The following is a 17,799-nucleotide window of genomic DNA, read 5'->3' as shown; positions in this document are numbered from 1 at the left end:
CTTGCGTGACGGCTGTGCATTGGCCGAACGGACGACTGCACCTGAGCGTGTCAGTCATGGCATCATGGCTTGATCAATGTCCCCGGCCCTGAGCGCCGATCTGCGATGAAATCGTCTTCCCCCCGCTCCGAACGCAGCGCACGCTGTCCGCGTTGCGGCAATGCTTTCGACTGCGGCATGCAGACTGAGCCGTCCAACTGCTGGTGCCGCGCGCTGCCGCCGCTACCGGTCGAGCGGTTAAAGCCAGGCGGCCGGTGTCTGTGCCCGGAGTGTCTGGCCGCGGCGATTGCACACGCGACACACGAGGCGAGTGAGCATGAGCGGCCGTGATGGTCGGATTCGCCCCGGGGCCGATCAGAAACCGCCGACGCGCGGCGATGCTGCGCCACCCGCGCCCGCAGATCGCGCACAATCGCTTCCAGCGCCGACTCCCATTCGCCGAACCGCGGCTGCCGATCCGCCGCGATCGCGTCGGCGTGCCGGCAGGCCATCCGCAGCGTGTAGCCGGCGCGGAATTATGCGACGGCGTTTCCCGGGTCGAGTGGGGCAATAATGGCGGGCGTCGTCGAGCGGGTGCAGTTTGGTCGCGGCGGCGAAGCAACGGGCTTCATCTGCCGCGGCGCCACTGGCTCGGGCCGCGGCGGCGTAACGGGTAGACTAGGGTCATGCACCGTATAACCAACACCGGCCGCGTCAATCTCGGTCATCTGTTCTGGCTGCGCAGCCTCGCGATCATCGGTCAGCTGCTGACGATCGCGTTCGTGCAGATCTTCATCGGCGCCAATCTGCCGTTGCCGGCGATGCTGCTCGTGATCGGGCTCGAAGTGCTGTTCAACGCGCTCACATGGTGGCGCGTGTCGCAGCAGCGTCCCGAGTCCAACCTCGAGCTGTTCGGGCAGATCTGGGTCGATCTCGGGGCGTTGTCGGCGCTGCTGTTCCTGTCCGGCGGCACCACCAACCCGTTCGTGTCGCTGTACCTGCCATCGCTTGCGATCGCGGCGGCCGTGCTGCCGTGGTATCTGATGGCCTGGCTCGCGGCGTTCGCAGTCGCCTGCTACGCGATGCTCAGTTTCGATTCCGTGCCGCTCAATCTCGAGAATCCCGCCAACCTGTTCGACTACTACCGTGCGGGCATGTGGGTCAACTTCATGGTCAGCGTGGGGCTGATTGCGTGGTTCGTCGCGCGCATGTCCCGAGCGCTGCGGCTACGTGACGCAGCGCTTGGAGAAGCGCAGCAGCGCTTGCTCCACGACGAACGGGCGGTCGCGCTCGGCGTGCAGGCGGCCACCGTGGCCCACGAAATCGGCACCCCTCTGTCTACAATCGCGATGTTGTCCGAAGAATTGCGCGACGCGGCGCGGACCGACGCGGGACTCGCCCCCTACCGCGCCGATCTTGAGCTGCTCGAGCAGCAGATGATGCTGTGCACGTCGGCGCTCGCGCGGTTGCGCAGCCGCGCAACGACCACGACGAACCGCCAGCCGGTCGACGAATGGCTCGAATCATTTGCCGGGCAATGGCGCCTGCGCCATCCTCACGTGAAGTTCGAGCGGCTTGGCACACCGCCCGCCGATGTCAGTCTCAACGACACGGCGGCCGTCAGCCAGATACTGACGATCCTGCTCGACAACGCCGCGCGCGCGAGCCGCGATCACGTGACACTGTCCTGCGTGCTCGCGCCACGCGGCGACCAGATCGTGTTCGAAGTGTGCGACCACGGTCCGGGCATTCCGGCCGCGCTGCGCGGCTCGCTCGGCGCGATGCCGGTGGAGAGCACACAGGGTGGTCACGGCGTCGGCCTGTATCTGGCGTTTTCGGCGGCGGCGCGTCTGAAGGGATCGATCGAGCTGACCGACGCCAACGGCGGACGGCCGCGCGGCACGCGTGCGGTGCTGCGACTACCGCTCGCCGCGCGCAAGATTTCCGGAGCGAGCCCACATGGCGCCGCGCCATCCAACACGGAGAAACAGGCATGAGCGAGAAGAATTTTCTGGTGATCGACGACGACGAAGTGTTCTCCGGCATCCTCGCGCGCGGCTTGACGCGGCGCGGCTACACGGTGACCGAAGCACACAACGCGGACGAGGCGATCCGGCTCGCGAATCAGCAGAAGTTCAGCGAGATCACCGTGGACCTGCATCTCGGCAACGACTCCGGCCTGACGCTCGTCGCGCCGTTACGCGATCTGCAGCCCGATGCGCGCATGCTCGTGCTGACCGGCTACGCGAGCATCGCCACCGCGGTGCAGGCGGTCAAGGACGGCGCCGACAACTATCTCGCAAAGCCCGCCAACGTCGAGACGATCCTGTCGGCGCTGCAAAGCGAGGCGAGCGCGTTGCAGGCCGAGGAGGCGATCGAGCATCCGCAGCCGCTGTCGGTGGCGCGGCTCGAATGGGAGCATATCCAGCGTGTGCTCGCAGAACACAACGGCAATATCTCGGCGACCGCGCGCGCGTTGAACATGCATCGGCGCACGTTGCAGCGCAAGTTGGCGAAGCGGCCGGTGAAGCAGTAGGCGGCGATCTTCTGCCGCGGCGTTGGCTGTTCGAGGCGCCGCCGCGGGAAGGGCGGCACCAAACAAAACGGGCTGCCTATGCGAAGGCAGCCCGTTTTTCATGCATCAGCGCTTCGCGCTGTCACCGCGCATGTCAAAGCACGTAGCGCGACAGATCCTCGTCTTCGGCGATTTCGTTCAACGCGCTATCGACATACGCCGCGTCGATCTGCACTGCATGGCCCGAATGATTGCCGGCCGAGAACGACACTTCTTCGAGCAGTTTTTCAATCACCGTATAAAGACGCCGCGCGCCGATGTTCTCGGTCTTCTCGTTGACCGAGTACGCGATCTCGGCGAGACGGCGGATGCCGTCGTCGGCGAATTCGAGGTGCACGTCTTCGGTCGCGAGCAGGGCCTGGTATTGCTTGACGAGGCTCGCGTCCGTCGACACGAGGATCGATTCGAAGTCGTTGACCGACAGCGAATCGAGCTCGACGCGAATCGGGAAGCGTCCCTGCAGCTCGGGAATCAGATCGCTCGGCTTCGCGAGATGAAACGCGCCGCTCGCGATGAACAGGATGTGATCGGTCTTCACCATGCCGTACTTGGTGTTGATCGTCGTGCCTTCGACGAGCGGCAGCAGATCGCGCTGCACGCCCTGACGGGACACTTCACCGCCGCCCGCTTCGTTGCGCGACGCGATCTTGTCGATTTCGTCGAGGAACACGATGCCGTTCTGCTCGACGTTCTGCACCGCCTTGCTCTTCACCTCTTCGTCGTTCAGCATCTTGCCGGCTTCTTCGTCGGTGAGCACCTTCAGCGCTTCCTTGACCTTCATCTTGCGGCGCATCTTCTTGCCGCCGCCGATATTGGCGAACATCGAGCGGATCTGCTCGGTCATGTCTTCCATGCCCGGCGGCCCCATGATGTCCATGCCGACCTGCGGCTGCTCGACGTCGAGCTCGATTTCCTTGTCGTCGAGCTGGCCTTCGCGCAGGCGCTTGCGGAACGTTTGACGCGTCGTGCTGCCTTCATCGGCGGTGTCGGTCGAGCTCGAGCTCGAACCGAAGCCGACCGGCCGTGCGGTTGGCAGCAGGATGTCGAGGATGCGGTCTTCGGCCAGATCGCCGGCCTTGGTCCGCACTTTGCGCATTTCGGTTTCGCGGGTCTGCTTGACCGAAATTTCGATCAGGTCGCGCACGATACTGTCGACGTCGCGGCCCACGTAGCCGACTTCGGTGAATTTGGTCGCTTCGATCTTGATGAACGGCGCGTCCGCGAGCTTCGCGAGACGCCGCGCGATTTCGGTCTTGCCGACGCCGGTCGGTCCGATCATCAGGATGTTCTTCGGCGTGATTTCCTGGCGCAGCGGTTCGTCGACCTGCTGACGGCGCCAGCGGTTGCGCAGCGCGACCGCCACGGCCTTCTTCGCGCGGCCTTGGCCGATGATGTGTTTGTCGAGTTCGGAGACGATCTCGGCGGGGGTCATGGTGCTCATCGATGGGTCCTTACTCGATCGTCTCAATGACGCGGTTATGGTTCGTGTAAATGCACATGTCGCCGGCGATTTCCAGCGACTTCTCCACGATGTCGCGCGGCGACAGCTCGGTGTTGTCGGCAAGCGCCTTCGCGGCCGCCTGCGCGTACGCACCGCCCGAGCCGATCGCACAGATGCCGCCTTCGGGATCGAGCACGTCGCCGTTGCCGGTGATGACGAGCGTGGTGCTCGCGTCCGCGGCGATCAGCATCGCCTCGAGACGACGCAGCATGCGGTCGGTGCGCCAGTCTTTCGCGAGCTCCACGGCCGCGCGCGTCAGATTGCCCTGATGTTTTTCCAGCTTCGCCTCGAAGCGGTCGAGCAGCGAGAAGGCATCCGCCGTGCCGCCGGCGAAGCCGACCAGCACCTTGCCGTTGTAGATGCGCCGGACCTTCTTCGCGCCGCCTTTCATGACGATGTTGCCGAGCGTGACCTGGCCGTCGCCGCCGAGCGCCACCTTGTTGCCGCGGCGCACGGAAACGATCGTCGTGCCGTGAAATTGCTCCATATGCGTTCCTCTTTGCAAAACGGGTAGAACGCGGCAGCGCTGTGCGCTACCGCATGAATCCAGTCAGCGGACGGCGCGCCGGGCGGCGCGCTCGTGAGCGCATGTCCGATCTATTTTAGGGCGCGCGCGGTCATATCAAGATCCGCCGGAAGGCATAGGACGAAAAACTGAAAATCCGCTTAGCCTGAGAAACGAGGCGGGAAGGGACGGCGGGGCGGGACGGATGGCGGAGCATGCGCGGATGTCGCGCAAAAAGAAAAGGCGCACGATTCACCGTGCGCCTCTCGACGAAGCAGCGTTTTCAGGGCGCCAAGCCGAAGCCGCGCCGCAGATAATCAGTCGCCGAACAGCTTCTGGCGCAGTTCGCGGCGCTCCTGGGCTTCGAGCGACAGCGTAGCCGTGGGCCGCGCGAGCAGACGCGGAATGCCGATCGGCTCGCCGGTTTCCTCGCACCAGCCATAGTCGCCCGCCTCGATTCGCGCGATCGATTGCTGCACCTTCTTCAGCAGCTTGCGTTCGCGGTCGCGCGTGCGCAGTTCGAGCGCATGCTCTTCCTCGATCGTGGCGCGATCGGCCGGGTCCGGCACGATGACCGTTTCGCGCAGGTTCTCGGTCGTCTGGCCGGCGTTGCGGAGAATGTCCGCCTGCAACTGTTCGAGCCTGTTCTTGAAGAAGGCGAGCTGATCCGCATTCATGTAATCCTTGTCGCTCATCTTCAGGATTTCGGCTTCGGTCAAGAGTCGTTTCGTCGTCATCTGGCTTACTTCTTCAATGTGAGGCAAAACTCATAGGGCCCGCACTTTCGTATTGCCCGCAAACGCGTCGCGCGGACGCGCAGCGCAGGGTGGCCACGAACGTTGGACTGTCGTGACGCCGAAGCGCCAGGCGCCCACGCACCGGGCGTTGCTAGCTACGCCGCTGCGGGGCCGAATTCCTCTGGAAACCGATTCACACATGCTCCTGAGGCATCGCTCGCCGACGAGCGCGTGCCTTTTCAGGCCGTGCCCGCCGGCGTTTTCGGCGTGTCTCCGGACAAGGTTTTCCGGCGCCGTTTCAGGCCCGTCGCGGGATACGCGCGACCGGGCAATTCGTTGTCATTCTCCAGTGGGCACGTATTGTAACTGAATCACAATACGGCACCGCAACTGCTGAAAGCCAGCCTGCGGCGCTGAGATATCCCGAAAATATAACGCGCAGAAAGCCAAAAAGCGATGGTCGTGCACGCTTTAATACAGCAGGGTTTTCACGCGTTTTTCATATGGCCTGGATTCGAAAGGCCTCGGCGTGGCGGCGTCGCAGTTTCAGCAGAGGATTCACGCCCGCGCAGTCGGCGGCGGGCATCTCACCGCACTAGAAGTAGCACGGCGCATGCCGCGCTGCGCGCGGCGTGTCGTGGGCTTGCTCCGAGGCTTGCTTGCGCGACGGCGCTGCGCCCGCTCAGGCGAGGCAGGCGTCGAGACCGTCGGTGATCAGATCGCGCGGCAGCTCGATGCCGATGAACACCATCTTGTTGGTCTTCTTCTCGGCCGGTTGCCATTTCGCGGCGAGGTCACTGCCCATCATTTGATGCACGCCCTGGAACACGACCTTGCGATCGACGCCCTTCATGTACAGCACGCCCTTGTAGCGCAGCAGGTGCTCGCCATAGATCTGCAGGATGCCGCCGAGGAAGTCCTCGAGCTTGTTCGGATCGAACGGACGATCGCTGCGGTACACGAACGACTTGATCTTGTCGTCGTGATGCGCATGGTGGTGATGTCCGTGATCATGGCCTTCGTGATCGCAATGGCCATGGTCGTGATCGCAATTGGCGTGCTCGTGGTCATGGTCGCCTTGCGTGTGGCCGTGCTCGTCGTGCGCGTGCGCGTGGCTATGCGCGTGTTCGTCTTCACTCAGGAAGTCCGGATCGATTTCGAGCTTCGAGTTCAGGTTGAAGCCGCGCAGATCGAAAATTTCCTTGATGTCCGCCTCGCCGAAATTGACGACCTTGATCGCCGCCTTCGGGTTCATGTGCAGCAGACGGTGGCGCAGATCGCCCATGTGCCGCTCGTCGACGAGATCGGCCTTCGTGATGAACAGCCGGTCCGCGAAACCGACCTGGCGCTGCACCACTTCGTGCTGGTCGAGCTGATGGTTCGCGTGCTTCGCGTCGACCAGCGTGATGATCGCGTCGAGCAGGAATTCGCTCGCGATCTGGTCGTCCATGAAGAAGGTTTGCGCGACCGGGCCCGGATTCGCGAGGCCGGTGGTTTCGATCACGACGCGGTCGAAGTCCACTTCGCCCGCCTGCTTCTTCGCGGCCAGATCGTTGAGCACGCGCGACAGGTCGCCGCGAATCGTGCAGCAGATGCAGCCGTTGCTCATCTGGATGATCTGCTCGCTCGTGTCCTGCACGAGGATCTCGTTGTCGATGTTCTCTTCGCCGAACTCGTTCTCGATGACGGCGATCTTCATGCCATGCTTTTCGTTCAGGATGCGCTTGAGCAGGGTGGTTTTGCCGCTGCCGAGAAAGCCGGTCAGGATGGTGACTGGAATCATGTGGGTCGCCTGTAAGTCGTGAAACGGTGCGTGATCGGACGCTAGCGCAAGGCTAGCCAGATGCGTTAGGCGGGCCGCCGCAGCCAGATGGCGCGAGCCCCGTCCAGCCGGTCATTGAAACATATTTGCCTGGCGGGCGCAGGGGCGGCCGCGCTGCGGCCGGCTGATGGCCGCCCTGCGCGGAGGCGGGCCGCCGCCGCCACGCGCAATCACCGGGAAAATGAGGGCGATCAGGCGATTTGCAACAGCAGCCCCTTCAGATACTCGCCTTCGGGGAACGCAGTGAGCAGCGGATGATCGACGCCTGCGCCAAGGCGCTTCAGGATGCGTGCGTCGACGCGTGCGTCGGCGGCCGCGCCCGACACGATCTTCTGGAACAGCTCGGGATCGATCGCGCCCGAGCACGAGTACGTGAACAGCAAACCGCCCGGGCCCAGCAGCTTCAGGCCGGTCAGATTGATGTCCTTGTACGCGCGCGAGGCGCGGTCCACGTGCTCGCGCGATGGCGCGAATTTCGGCGGATCGAGCACGATCAGGTCGAAGCGTTCGCCTTCGTCGTAGAGGCGCCGCAATGTCTTGAACGCGTCGGCGTCGAGCCAGGTCGCGCGGTCGGCGTCGAAGCCGTTGGCCGCGACGTTCTGCTGCGCGAGCGCGAGCGCTTCACCCGACGAATCGACCGACACCACGCGCTTTGCGCCACCCCTGAGCGCCGCGAGCGAAAAGCCGCCGGTGTAGCAGAAGCAGTTCAGCACGTCGCGATCTTTCGCGAACTGCTGCACGAGCAGGCGGTTATCGCGCTGGTCGACATAGAAGCCGGTCTTGTGGCCGTTGCGCACGTCGACGTGATAGCGCACGCCGTTTTCGCTCGCGATCAGCTTCTCGGAAGGCGGCTCGCCCGCGAGCACGCCGGTGATCTGCTCGAGCCCTTCCTTCTGACGGATCGACACGTCCGAGCGCTCGTAGACGTTCGGGCAGCCGGTTGCGCCGACCAGCGCCGCGACGATCGCGTCCTTCCACGCTTCGACGCCGGCCGCCATGAACTGACAGACGATCTGGCTGCGCTGATCCGCGTCCTCGGCGACGTAGTAATCGACGATCAGGCCCGGCAGACCGTCCGCCTCGCCGAAGATCAGCCGCACGGCGCCGGTGTCGCGCACCATCGCCTGACGATGCGCGAACGCGCGCTGCACGCGGCGCTTGAAGAACGCGTGATCGATGGGCTCGGCTTCGTCGAAGCTCCAGACGCGCGCACGGATCTGCGAATGCGGGCTGTAGGCGGCGCGGGCGAGAAAGCGGCCATCGTGCGCGCGCACGAGCACGGTCGCGCCGGGCGCGGGGCGGCCGTCGACGTGCTCGATCGCATTGGCATAAACCCACGGATGGCGGCGCAGCAGCGATTTTTCTTTCGACGGTTTGAGCGTAACGGTATTCATCAGGTGTAGGTAAGGTGCAAGCGAAGGCGGCGCGTCGAGGCGCGCGGCGTCAGTCGCGTGATCAGTTGCGTTTCTTTGCGCGAGGATGCGCGCTGTCGTAGACGTGGGCGAGGTGCTGGAAATCGAGGCCCGTATAAACCTGCGTCGCGGTGATGCTCGCGTGGCCGAGCAGTTCCTGCACGGCGCGCAGGTCGCCGCTCGACTGCAGCACGTGCGTCGCGAACGAATGGCGCAGCACGTGCGGATGCACGTTGGCCGGAATGCCGGCGGCGAGCGCCGCGCGCTTCACGCGCTCGCGCACGACGTTCGGCGACAGCCGGTTGCCGCGCGCCGACAGGAACAGCGGATGCGGATCGTGGCGGACCATCGGTTCGCGCACCGCGAGCCATGCGTTCAGCGCCGCGACCGCCTTGCTGCCCACCGGCACGACGCGCCGCCGGTTGCCTTTGCCGAGCACTTCGACTCCGCCGGAATCGAGTTTCAGCCAGCCGGCCGAGCGATAGCCGTCGACGTCGGCGAAACGCACGTCGAGGCCGACCAGTTCGGCGAGGCGCAGGCCCGACGAGTAGAACAGCTCGAGCATCGCGTGATCGCGCAGGCCTTCGGGCGAGTCGGCGGGCGGGCTGTCCATCAGGCGCGCGGTGTCGTCGACGGAAAGCGCCTTCGGCAGCATTTTCGCCTGCTTCGGCGCGCGCACCGCGGCGACCGGATTGGCCGGCAACTCGACGTGGCCCGCGAGCCAGCGATAAAACGCCCGCCATGCCGACAGCCGATGGCCGATCGACCGCGCGGTGAGACCGCCCGCATGCGCGCGCGCGACGGCGCCGCGGATGTCGACGGCGGTGAGGCTTTCGAGCGCTCGGCCTTTGGCGAGCTGCTTCAGTTCCGCGAGCTCATGCGTGTAGCCGCGCAGGGTGTGCGCCGACAGCCGCCGCTCGTGCTCGAGATGCGACAGGTAGGCGGCGATCGGGTCGGCGGCGGTCACGGTACGCGGTGACGTTGCGTGGCGCGGCTCAGCGCGGCAGCAGCCGGCTCAGCGCGGCGCTCGCGAGCGCGCCGATCTGCGTGAGGAAATCGGTGGCCATGCCTTCGTGGAAGCGCCGCGGGTCGGATGAGCCCATCACGAGCAGGCCGAACGTCGGCGCGTCTTCGACACCTTCGGGGTCGCGCAGCGCGAGCAGCGCGATCGATTCGGTGCTCTGCGCCGTCCCGTTCGACGCGATGCCGAGGTCGTCGGTCGCGCTTGCCGCCGGGTTGGTCGTCCCGTGGGACGCGACCGCAGCTTGCGCGAGCCATTGCGCGGCCTCGAAGCCGGTGTTTGCGCCGCAGTACGGCGTGCTCAGGCTGCCCGCGAAAATCCGCACTTCCTCGCTGACGTGGCGCGCGAAGTCCGCTTGCGCATACGGTTCGGCGACGTCCCACACGCGCAATGCCGCTTGCGGCACGTCGAAGATGTCGCGCAGACCGCCGGCGATCGTGCGCGGCAGCGCGTAGGGATCGCGCTCGGCCATCACACGGATGGTCCAGCGGTTGAATTTCGACGCGATGCTGTCGTTCTCGTGACCGTAGCGCAGCAGTTCGGCAAGACGCCGCTCCAGATGCTTGTTCTTGTCGCGCAGCATCTCCATCTGCCGCTCCTGCAGCGACACCGCGGCTTTGCCGTGCGGGTTCGCGAGCCGGATCGTCGCGAGCGTTTCCGCGTGTTCGACGAAGAATTCGGGATTGGCGAGCAGGTATTCGGCGACTTCGCGATCGTTCATGGTTTCGGCTAGAGGACTACGGGACGGCCGCCTCACGGCGGCGCGTCGGTCAATGAGTTAGACGGAGGGCGCCATGTCGGCCGGGCTGGACGGATTGTGCTGCGTCGAGTCCGACGAGGCGCTCGACGCCTCTTCGGCCAACTCGATCTCCCCTTCGAAGACGGTGGCTGCGGGGCCGGCCATCAGCAGCGGCGCGCCTGGGTGCGCGCTGTCCCACGTGATGGTCAGATCGCCGCCGTGCGTATGTACGAGCACCGGCGAATCCAGCAGCCCGCGCCGGATACCGGCCGCGACCGCCGCGCACGCGCCGGTGCCGCACGCGAGCGTTTCGCCTGCGCCGCGTTCGTAGACGCGCAGCCTGATCTCGTTGCGGTTGACGATCTGCATGAAGCCCGCGTTGACCCGCTGCGGGAAGCGCGTGTGCCGCTCGATGGCCGGACCTTCGGCGAGCACCGGGAACACCTCGGCATCGTCGACGACCTGCACGGCGTGCGGATTGCCCATCGACACCACCGACATCCAGCGCGTCGCGCCGTTCACGTCGAGCGGCCAGAGCGTATCCTCGCCTTCGCGGCGGCCTTGCAGACCCTTGATCGCGAACGGCACGAGTTCGGGATCGAACACGGGCGTGCCCATGTCGACGATCACTTCGCCGTTGTCCTGCATCGTCAGCGTGATCGTGCCTTTCTGGACCTGCACGCGCACGCTGCGCTGGTCGGTGAGACCGCGCTCGCGCACGAACTTGACGAAGCAGCGCGCGCCGTTGCCGCAGTGTTCGACCTCCCCGCCGTCGCAATTGAAGATGCGATATCTGAAATCGACGCCTTCGACGGTCGGCTTTTCGACCAGCAGCAACTGGTCGGCGCCGACGCCGAAATGGCGGTTCGCCAACGCGCGCACCTGCGCCGTGGTTAGATCAACCGGCTGGGTATAGCCGTCGAGTACGACGAAGTCGTTGCCCGCGCCGTGCATTTTGGTGAATTTGAGCTTCACGTTTTCCGTGTATCCGTTGCTGCGTAGGGCTTCGCGCGTGCGGGCGGAGCCGAAAATCCCGGCCTCACCGCCGTTGGGTGAATCACCCATTGGAGCCGTGCTCGGCCAATAGCAGATGATACACGTTGGCACATCGGAAACGGTACGACAGGCAAGGAGGCCAGCCCCACCTTCAATACACCCCCGGCACCCCCGGCGGGCGTGTCTTGAACCGCTTGTGCACCCAGTAATACTGCTCGGGCATCAGCGGAATCTGCTCTTCGAGAAACTCGTTCATGCGTCGCGCATCAGCGTCATCGTCGCCGGTCGGATAGTCGTCCCAAGGTTTGAAGACCTTGAGCCGGTAGCCCTTGTAGTTCGGCAGCACCTCGCCGATGAACGGTACGACCTGCGCGTGCCCGACCTTGGCGAGACGACCGACTGCGGTCAGCGTGCAGGTCGGCACGCCGAAGAACGGCACGAACGTCGAATTGCGCGCGCCGTAGTCCATGTCCGCGCCGAGCATCACCGGTTTGCGTTCGCGCAGCCAGCGCAGCACGACGCGCGCGCTGTCCGCGCGGCTCGCCATGTCCGCGCCGAAACGCGCGCGCGCTGCTTTGGCGGCTTCCTCGAACTCCTGATTCGACATCGGCTGATAGAGCGAGCCGCACTGGCGCTTCAGCGAGTAGTTCAGAAAGATCGAACCGGCCTCGATGCCGACAAAATGAAAGCCGAGAAACAATGTGGGTGGCAGGTTCGGATCCGTCAGGTCGATCGCGCTGTCGAGCTGGATCAGCTTGTCGAGCTTCTTCGCCGAGCCGAACCACTGCACGCTGCGCTCGACATAGCTGCGGATCGCATGACGGAAGTGCTTTTGCGCGACGTCCTCGCGGCGCTCGTCGCTCCAGTCTGGGAAGCACAGCTTGAGATTGGTATGAACGATGCGCTTGCGAGGGCTCGGGATCTGGTAGAGCAGCCAGCCGAGCCCGTCACCGAGACGGGCGACCAATCCGTAAGGCAACAGCGCAAAGAGTTTGAGCAGCCCGATCGCGAGCTTCGCGCCGTAGCGGCTCAGCATGCAGCCTCCAGGCGCGCGGCGCCGCAGGGGGCGAAATTGTGGAAAGCGGAAAAATTGACGTGATACCGCACTCGTTTCGGCTCTGTGACATTCAAAGGAAGTCGCTATAATAAGGGCTTCGCCGAGTTAATAGACAACTTGCGGGGCGAAGCCGGCGGGTGCGGTCCATGGGTTTTCATGGGTTATGCGTCCATCGGTCAGGTAATCCGCTAAAGCGTCGCCGCTTCAGACTCCCGAAGTCGGCTACGTGGAACGCAACCGTAACCACTAACAGGAGTCTGCAACGTGGCAAACGACTATCTCTTCACTTCCGAATCCGTTTCCGAAGGCCATCCCGACAAAGTCGCGGACCAGATCTCGGACGCGATCCTCGACGCCATCCTCGCTCAAGACAAGTACTCGCGTGTCGCGGCCGAAACGCTGTGCAACACGGGTCTCGTCGTGCTGGCCGGTGAAATCACCACCACCGCGAACGTCGACTACATCCAGATCGCGCGCAACACGATCAAGCGCATCGGCTACGACAACACCGACTACGGCATCGACTACCGCGGCTGCGCGGTGCTCGTCGCCTACGACAAGCAGTCGCCGGACATCGCCCAAGGCGTGGACCGCGCGCACGACAACAACCTCGATCAAGGCGCGGGCGACCAGGGCCTGATGTTCGGTTACGCGTGCGAGGAAACGCCGGAACTGATGCCGCTGCCGATCCACCTGTCGCACCGCCTCGTCGAGCGTCAGGCGAATCTGCGCCGCGACGGCCGTCTGCCCTGGCTGCGTCCGGATGCCAAGTCGCAGGTCACCGTGCGCTACGTCGACGGCAAGCCGCATTCGATCGACACCGTCGTACTGTCCACCCAGCATTCGCCGGACATCGCGCTCGACACGCTTCGCGAAGCGGTGATCGAGGAAGTGATCAAGCCGACGCTGCCGGCCGAACTGATCAAGGGTGACATCAAGTTCCTCGTGAACCCGACCGGTCGTTTCGTGATCGGTGGTCCGCAGGGCGATTGCGGTCTGACGGGCCGCAAGATCATCGTCGATACGTACGGCGGCGCGGCGCCGCACGGCGGCGGCGCATTCTCGGGCAAGGATCCGTCGAAGGTGGACCGCTCGGCAGCGTACGCCGGCCGTTACGTCGCCAAGAACATCGTGGCCGCGGGCCTCGCATCGCGCTGCCTGATCCAGGTGTCGTACGCGATCGGCGTCGCCCAGCCGACCTCGGTGATGGTCAACACGTTCGGCAGCGGCCGCGTGTCGGATGCGACGATCACGGAGCTCGTGCGTCAGCATTTCGACCTGCGTCCGAAGGGCATCATCCAGATGCTCGACCTGCTGCGCCCAGTCTACGAGAAGAGCGCGGCGTATGGTCATTTCGGCCGCGAAGAGCCGGAATTCACGTGGGAAGCCACCGACAAGGCGCTCGCACTCGCCGAAGCGGCAGGCACTGAGCCGGTCGCGGCGCTTGCCGAATAAGGGCGAGCCGATCGCCGCTTGAAAGCAAACAAATCCCGCCGGCGTGAGCCGGCGGGGTTTTTTTTTGTCTATCGATGGCGTAGCGATGCTGCCGCGCGAAGCACGTCGTCGAGGCGGCGCGCTCGAAGTCTTGCGGTGCTCTCGAAGTCAGCCCAGCGGTGAACGGCCAGCCGGTCGGCAGATCAGCGGTCTAGCCACTCAACGCGCAACTGCAACTCACCGGCCCAGCAATCTCACCGGCTCGCAAACGCAAACGCAAACGCAAACGCGAACCACCCGCCGCTGCTCGCCGACAGGCGACGCGGTCGGCGGCTCGCAGGCGTGCGCATCGCCGGTGCGCGTTTCGCGACCGCGAGGCGCAACGGTGTCGGTTTGCGCAGCAGCGTGCGCAGCGACAGACGGCGCGTGCCGCTCTGCTGGCGTAGCGCCGAGAAGAACGTATGGAACCAGGTGCGAAAGCCGTCGACGGCCTTCGCGTCGCGCCACTGCTCGCCGAGCGCGCGGGTGCGCGCGGCATGATGGCGCAGCGCCCGCAACATATGGCGGCGCGCGGGACGCGCCGCTTTCAGCGCGGCGCGGGTAAGACGGGTGCTCAAAAGAGTATGCATGGCTTCACATTTAGGCAATGAACCGCACGTCGGCGCGTACACCGGATGTGCACGGACAAACAGCACCATATGTGCCAATGACGGGGTTGCGATGAACGGCCTGAAAGCGGGAAATTCGGTGCGGGTCGTGGCGCGGGAGATTGCGACGCGAAACACGGCGCACAGCGCAGCGAAGGTACAACGCGGAGAAACCGACGGCACGGGCCCTGACGGCCTGCGCACAACAGAAAACTGCGTAAGCGACGATCGACATGCGAGCAGGCTACACGGGAATCATGACGTCAGAAAGTCGGTTATTACCCTGCGCGAACCAGATTTCTCCGTGGATCGAATCGTCGCGGATGCCAGTTTGCTGTCACCCTTTACGGGCGATTTGCGTGCGCGTTTGCCCAGCGAATGTGCGGTGCGGGCGCGCCGCGCGCTTGAAACCGGTGCATTGGCGCGCCGCGAAAAGCGAAGGCGACCGGCGCAAAAGATCAGCAGGACGCAGGAGCCTCTCGCGGTGAACCAACGCATCCCGATGGCGCCCGTTTTACAATCGAACATCAGTTAGTCGACAGTAACGGAACGCCATGTCACTCCATTCGAAGAAAGAGCAGATTCAAACGTTGCGGGAGCAGGGTTTTGTCGTCGTGCCAGGACTCGTGTCGCCCGAGCGTTGCGACGAGCTGAAGCGGATCGCGCAGCGGCAGCTGCAGGAAGCGGCGGCGCCGATCGAATTCGAAGCGGATTTGCAGTATCCGGGCGCGCCGTCATCGAAGGATGCTCCAGGCGGACATACGGTGCGGCGCCTGCTCGACGCGTACGGTCGTCACCCCGCGTTCGCGCAATGGGCGACCGCGCCCGAAATCCGTGGCTGGATGGAGCTGTATTTTGGCGAGGAGCCGCGTCTGTCGCGCGCGCATCACAACTGCATGATGACCAAGCACCCCGCGTACGGCAGCCTGACCGGCTGGCATCGCGACGTGCGCTACTGGTCGTTCGAGCGCGACGACCTGATGTCGGTGTGGCTCGCGGTCGGCCCGGAAACCGTCGATAACGGCGCGCTGTGGTTCGTGCCGCAATCGCACGGTGCCGCGTTCACATCGGACCGTTTCGACGAAGCGAAGTTTTTCCGCGCGGATCTCGCCGAGAACGACGCCGCGATCCGCACGGCGGTGTCGCCCGAGCTGAAGACTGGCGACGTGGTGTTCTTTCACTGCAACACGCTGCACTCGGCCGGCAAGAATCTGAGCGACCAGGTGAAGTTCTCGCTGGTGTTCACCTATCACGGCGCAAGCAATGTGCCCCTGCCCGGCACGCGCTCGGCCGCGAAGCCCGAAATCGCGTTCTAGATTATTGTGGTCGCGGGCCTCGCGCCGACGCTCAGCGCTTGCGCCCCGACATCGCGATTCCCGTCAGCCCGGCGAGCGTCGCCACCACGCCCGCGACGATCAGCACGATCGCCTTGTTGCTCGGCGAGCCGGTAAAGAAGCGCGACACGTCGCTGCTCACCGAATTGAACGCCTGCCCGCCGAAATACAGCAGCACGATACCGCCGACAATCAGCGCGATCGAAATCGCTTTCGTCATCTGCACCTCCCATCAACCTGAACCGGCCAGAGTGTAGGTGAGGCGTGCGTGCTCGTCCATCCCGCATACTGGCTGCGCTGCAAGCGCCGCGTCGATTGGCTAACATAGCGGTCCGGCCGCACCGCGGCGACACCACAACAACAAATCTCCCCAGCAGCACGCCTCCCGCAACGCGCGAATCCTCACGCCCGCCATCCTCGGGCGATCTCATCGACAAGGACACTAGCAATGGCTTACGAAGCAGCTTCAGAACGCTATTCGGACATGCAATACCGCGTCTGCGGCAAGTCGGGTCTCAAACTGCCGGCGCTGTCGCTCGGCCTGTGGCACAACTTCGGCGACACCACGCCGATCTCGACGCAGCGTGACATCCTGCGCACGGCCTTCGACCTCGGCATCACGCACTTCGATCTGGCGAACAACTACGGGCCGCCGTACGGCAGCGCGGAAACCAACTTCGGCCGTCTGTTCAAGGACGATTTCAAACCGTATCGCGACGAGTTGCTGATTTCGTCGAAGGCCGGTTGGGATATGTGGCCCGGTCCGTACGGCCAGGGCGGCGGCTCGCGCAAATACGTGCTCGCGAGTCTCGATCAGAGCCTGAAGCGCATGGGCCTCGATTACGTCGACATCTTCTATTCGCATCGCTTCGACGCGCACACGCCGCTCGAGGAAACCGCGGGCGCGCTCGCGAGCGCGGTGCAGCAGGGCAAGGCGCTGTATATCGGCATCTCGTCGTACTCGTCGGCGAAGACGCGCGAAATGGCGAAGCTGCTCGCCGAATACAAGGTGCCGCTGCTGATCCATCAGCCGTCGTACAACATGCTGAACCGCTGGATCGAACACGACCTGCTCGATACGCTCGATGAAGTCGGCGCGGGCACGATCGCGTTCACGCCGCTCGCGCAGGGATTGTTGACCGGCAAGTACCTGAACGGCGTGCCGGAAGATGCGCGCGTCAACAAGCCGGGCGGCGGTTCGCTCAAAGACGAGCATCTGAGCCCGCGGAACATCGAGCACGTGCGGAAGCTCAACGACATCGCGCAGCGCCGTGGTCAGAGCCTCGCGCAGATGGCGCTCGCGTGGGCGTTGCGCGATCCACGCGTGAGCTCGGTGCTGATCGGCGCGAGCCGCGCGGAGCAGGTGCGCGAGAACGTCGGCGCGCTGAAGAAGCTCGCATTCTCGGCCGACGAACTCGCCGAAATCGATCGCTATGCGACCGAAGGCGGGATCAATCTGTGGGAAAAGCCGTCGACCGATCAGGCGATCTGATCGCGTGAGGAGCCGTCCGCGCAACAGGCGGACGGGCGCAAGGGCAAAACGAAGCCGCACGCTCAGCGTGCGGCTTTTCTGCAGGTATTTCGCCGCGCCGCTACACGAGCGCCGGCAGACCCTCGACCAGCGCCACCGCGCACATCACACCGATCAGCGCGCCCAGCACACGCAGCCCGTTGTGTCGCAACTCGGTCTTGCAGGGCAGCGCGCCGACGAATAGCGCGCCCGCCAATGCCATCGGAATGACCAGGATGAAATCGCCGATCGTAAAGTAGGTCATCTTCGTCTCCTCCCATGCGGGATGGTTGCTATGTCGTTCCGGCAGAGGCCGCGGCTTCGAAATCATGCCGCGCCATTGCACGAATCGAGTATAGGAGACCGATCGAGCGGCGCGACGGCGCAAGCCGGCGCGTCGGCGCTTATTCGTAAGCTGCTGAACCCAGGCGCGGCGCGGCCCGCGGCGATTGGCGCGGCGCAACAAAACGCGGCGGAAAATATCAAACGTTCGCTTACGCAAGCCTTTCGTTTTGCCGCCGATCCATGCG

19 protein-coding genes are annotated in these 17,799 nt (G+C 64.6%); 7 read left to right on the top strand and 12 right to left on the bottom strand.

From position 1 onward, the window contains the following. The first annotated feature begins 105 nt into the window (after positions 1 to 105). The 3 genes from OKW39_RS11455 (at position 106) to OKW39_RS11445 (ending at position 2,515) form a co-directional block, all read left to right on the top strand. Positions 106 to 330 carry a cysteine-rich CWC family protein gene (locus OKW39_RS11455; RefSeq protein ID WP_429562708.1) on the top strand — a complete coding sequence of 75 codons (225 nt, stop codon included), beginning with the start codon at positions 106 to 108 and terminating at the stop codon, positions 328 to 330. A gap of 335 nt (positions 331 to 665) precedes the next feature. Then, positions 666 to 1,976 (top strand): ATP-binding protein, encoded by a 1,311-nt coding sequence (locus OKW39_RS11450; protein WP_429335582.1) that lies wholly within the window; start codon positions 666 to 668, stop codon positions 1,974 to 1,976. Continuing rightward, positions 1,973 to 2,515, top strand: a complete 543-nt coding sequence (locus tag OKW39_RS11445) for a response regulator transcription factor (RefSeq protein WP_184025882.1) — start codon at positions 1,973 to 1,975, stop codon at positions 2,513 to 2,515. Before OKW39_RS11450 ends, OKW39_RS11445 begins: the two co-directional genes overlap by 4 nt. Positions 2,516 to 2,648: 133 nt before the next feature. On the opposite strand, the gene hslU is transcribed toward OKW39_RS11445, so the two are convergent. The 9 genes from hslU to OKW39_RS11400 form a co-directional block, all read right to left on the bottom strand. Then, positions 2,649 to 3,995, bottom strand: a complete 1,347-nt coding sequence (gene hslU, locus OKW39_RS11440; RefSeq protein WP_090802203.1) for an ATP-dependent protease ATPase subunit HslU — start codon at positions 3,993 to 3,995, stop codon at positions 2,649 to 2,651. Between the two features lie 10 nt (positions 3,996 to 4,005). Then, complete coding sequence (hslV, locus tag OKW39_RS11435; RefSeq protein WP_027199403.1) at positions 4,006 to 4,542, bottom strand: ATP-dependent protease subunit HslV; 537 nt, start codon at positions 4,540 to 4,542, stop codon at positions 4,006 to 4,008. A gap of 335 nt (positions 4,543 to 4,877) precedes the next feature. Then, complete coding sequence (gene dksA / locus OKW39_RS11430; RefSeq protein ID WP_090802202.1) at positions 4,878 to 5,297, bottom strand: RNA polymerase-binding protein DksA; 420 nt, start codon at positions 5,295 to 5,297, stop codon at positions 4,878 to 4,880. 682 nt (positions 5,298 to 5,979) lie between these two features. After that, a complete protein-coding gene (locus OKW39_RS11425) occupies positions 5,980 to 7,080 on the bottom strand; it encodes a CobW family GTP-binding protein (protein WP_429335583.1) in 1,101 nt (366 codons plus the stop codon). Positions 7,081 to 7,310: 230 nt separating this feature from the next. Further along, complete coding sequence (locus tag OKW39_RS11420; protein ID WP_429562707.1) at positions 7,311 to 8,513, bottom strand: class I SAM-dependent rRNA methyltransferase; 1,203 nt, start codon at positions 8,511 to 8,513, stop codon at positions 7,311 to 7,313. A 61-nt stretch (positions 8,514 to 8,574) separates the two neighbouring features. Then, entirely contained in the window at positions 8,575 to 9,498 is a 924-nt protein-coding gene (xerC, locus tag OKW39_RS11415; protein ID WP_429362584.1) for a tyrosine recombinase XerC, read from the bottom strand. 28 nt (positions 9,499 to 9,526) lie between these two features. Continuing rightward, positions 9,527 to 10,273: a DUF484 family protein gene (locus OKW39_RS11410; protein ID WP_429562706.1), complete on the bottom strand. Its 747-nt coding sequence runs from the start codon at positions 10,271 to 10,273 to the stop codon at positions 9,527 to 9,529. Between the two features lie 57 nt (positions 10,274 to 10,330). Continuing rightward, a complete protein-coding gene (dapF, locus tag OKW39_RS11405; RefSeq protein ID WP_090805500.1) occupies positions 10,331 to 11,266 on the bottom strand; it encodes a diaminopimelate epimerase in 936 nt (311 codons plus the stop codon). 172 nt (positions 11,267 to 11,438) lie between these two features. Next, positions 11,439 to 12,323 carry a lipid A biosynthesis lauroyl acyltransferase gene (locus OKW39_RS11400; protein WP_429562705.1) on the bottom strand — a complete coding sequence of 295 codons (885 nt, stop codon included), beginning with the start codon at positions 12,321 to 12,323 and terminating at the stop codon, positions 11,439 to 11,441. A gap of 285 nt (positions 12,324 to 12,608) precedes the next feature. On the opposite strand from OKW39_RS11400, the gene metK reads away from it, so the two are divergent. Continuing rightward, positions 12,609 to 13,799: a methionine adenosyltransferase gene (gene metK / locus OKW39_RS11395; protein ID WP_090802193.1), complete on the top strand. Its 1,191-nt coding sequence runs from the start codon at positions 12,609 to 12,611 to the stop codon at positions 13,797 to 13,799. 233 nt (positions 13,800 to 14,032) lie between these two features. On the opposite strand, the gene OKW39_RS11390 is transcribed toward metK, so the two are convergent. Beyond that, on the bottom strand, positions 14,033 to 14,407 hold the full coding sequence (locus OKW39_RS11390) for a hypothetical protein (protein ID WP_429562704.1): 375 nt from the start codon (positions 14,405 to 14,407) through the stop codon (positions 14,033 to 14,035). A gap of 91 nt (positions 14,408 to 14,498) precedes the next feature. Between OKW39_RS11390 and OKW39_RS11385 the strand changes: the two genes are divergently transcribed. Together OKW39_RS11385 and OKW39_RS11380 are read left to right on the top strand one after the other, a co-directional pair. Beyond that, entirely contained in the window at positions 14,499 to 14,960 is a 462-nt protein-coding gene (locus OKW39_RS11385; RefSeq protein WP_429562703.1) for a hypothetical protein, read from the top strand. 19 nt (positions 14,961 to 14,979) lie between these two features. Next, a complete protein-coding gene (locus OKW39_RS11380; RefSeq protein ID WP_429562702.1) occupies positions 14,980 to 15,741 on the top strand; it encodes a phytanoyl-CoA dioxygenase family protein in 762 nt (253 codons plus the stop codon). Between the two features lie 31 nt (positions 15,742 to 15,772). Here OKW39_RS11380 and OKW39_RS11375 read toward each other — a convergent pair whose 3' ends face one another. After that, complete coding sequence (locus OKW39_RS11375; protein WP_018419114.1) at positions 15,773 to 15,979, bottom strand: DUF3185 family protein; 207 nt, start codon at positions 15,977 to 15,979, stop codon at positions 15,773 to 15,775. A 228-nt stretch (positions 15,980 to 16,207) separates the two neighbouring features. On the opposite strand from OKW39_RS11375, the gene mgrA reads away from it, so the two are divergent. After that, positions 16,208 to 17,251, top strand: coding sequence for an L-glyceraldehyde 3-phosphate reductase (gene mgrA, locus OKW39_RS11370; protein ID WP_090802624.1), 1,044 nt, complete (start codon positions 16,208 to 16,210; stop codon positions 17,249 to 17,251). Between the two features lie 100 nt (positions 17,252 to 17,351). On the opposite strand, the gene OKW39_RS11365 is transcribed toward mgrA, so the two are convergent. Further along, positions 17,352 to 17,534 (bottom strand): hypothetical protein, encoded by a 183-nt coding sequence (locus OKW39_RS11365; protein ID WP_090805541.1) that lies wholly within the window; start codon positions 17,532 to 17,534, stop codon positions 17,352 to 17,354. Positions 17,535 to 17,799: the final 265 nt, after the last annotated feature.

The organism is Paraburkholderia sp. MM6662-R1 (genome assembly GCF_050436245.1).
Classification (GTDB): Bacteria; Pseudomonadota; Gammaproteobacteria; order Burkholderiales; family Burkholderiaceae; genus Paraburkholderia; species Paraburkholderia tuberum.
This window is presented reverse-complemented; position numbering and strand designations above follow the sequence as displayed.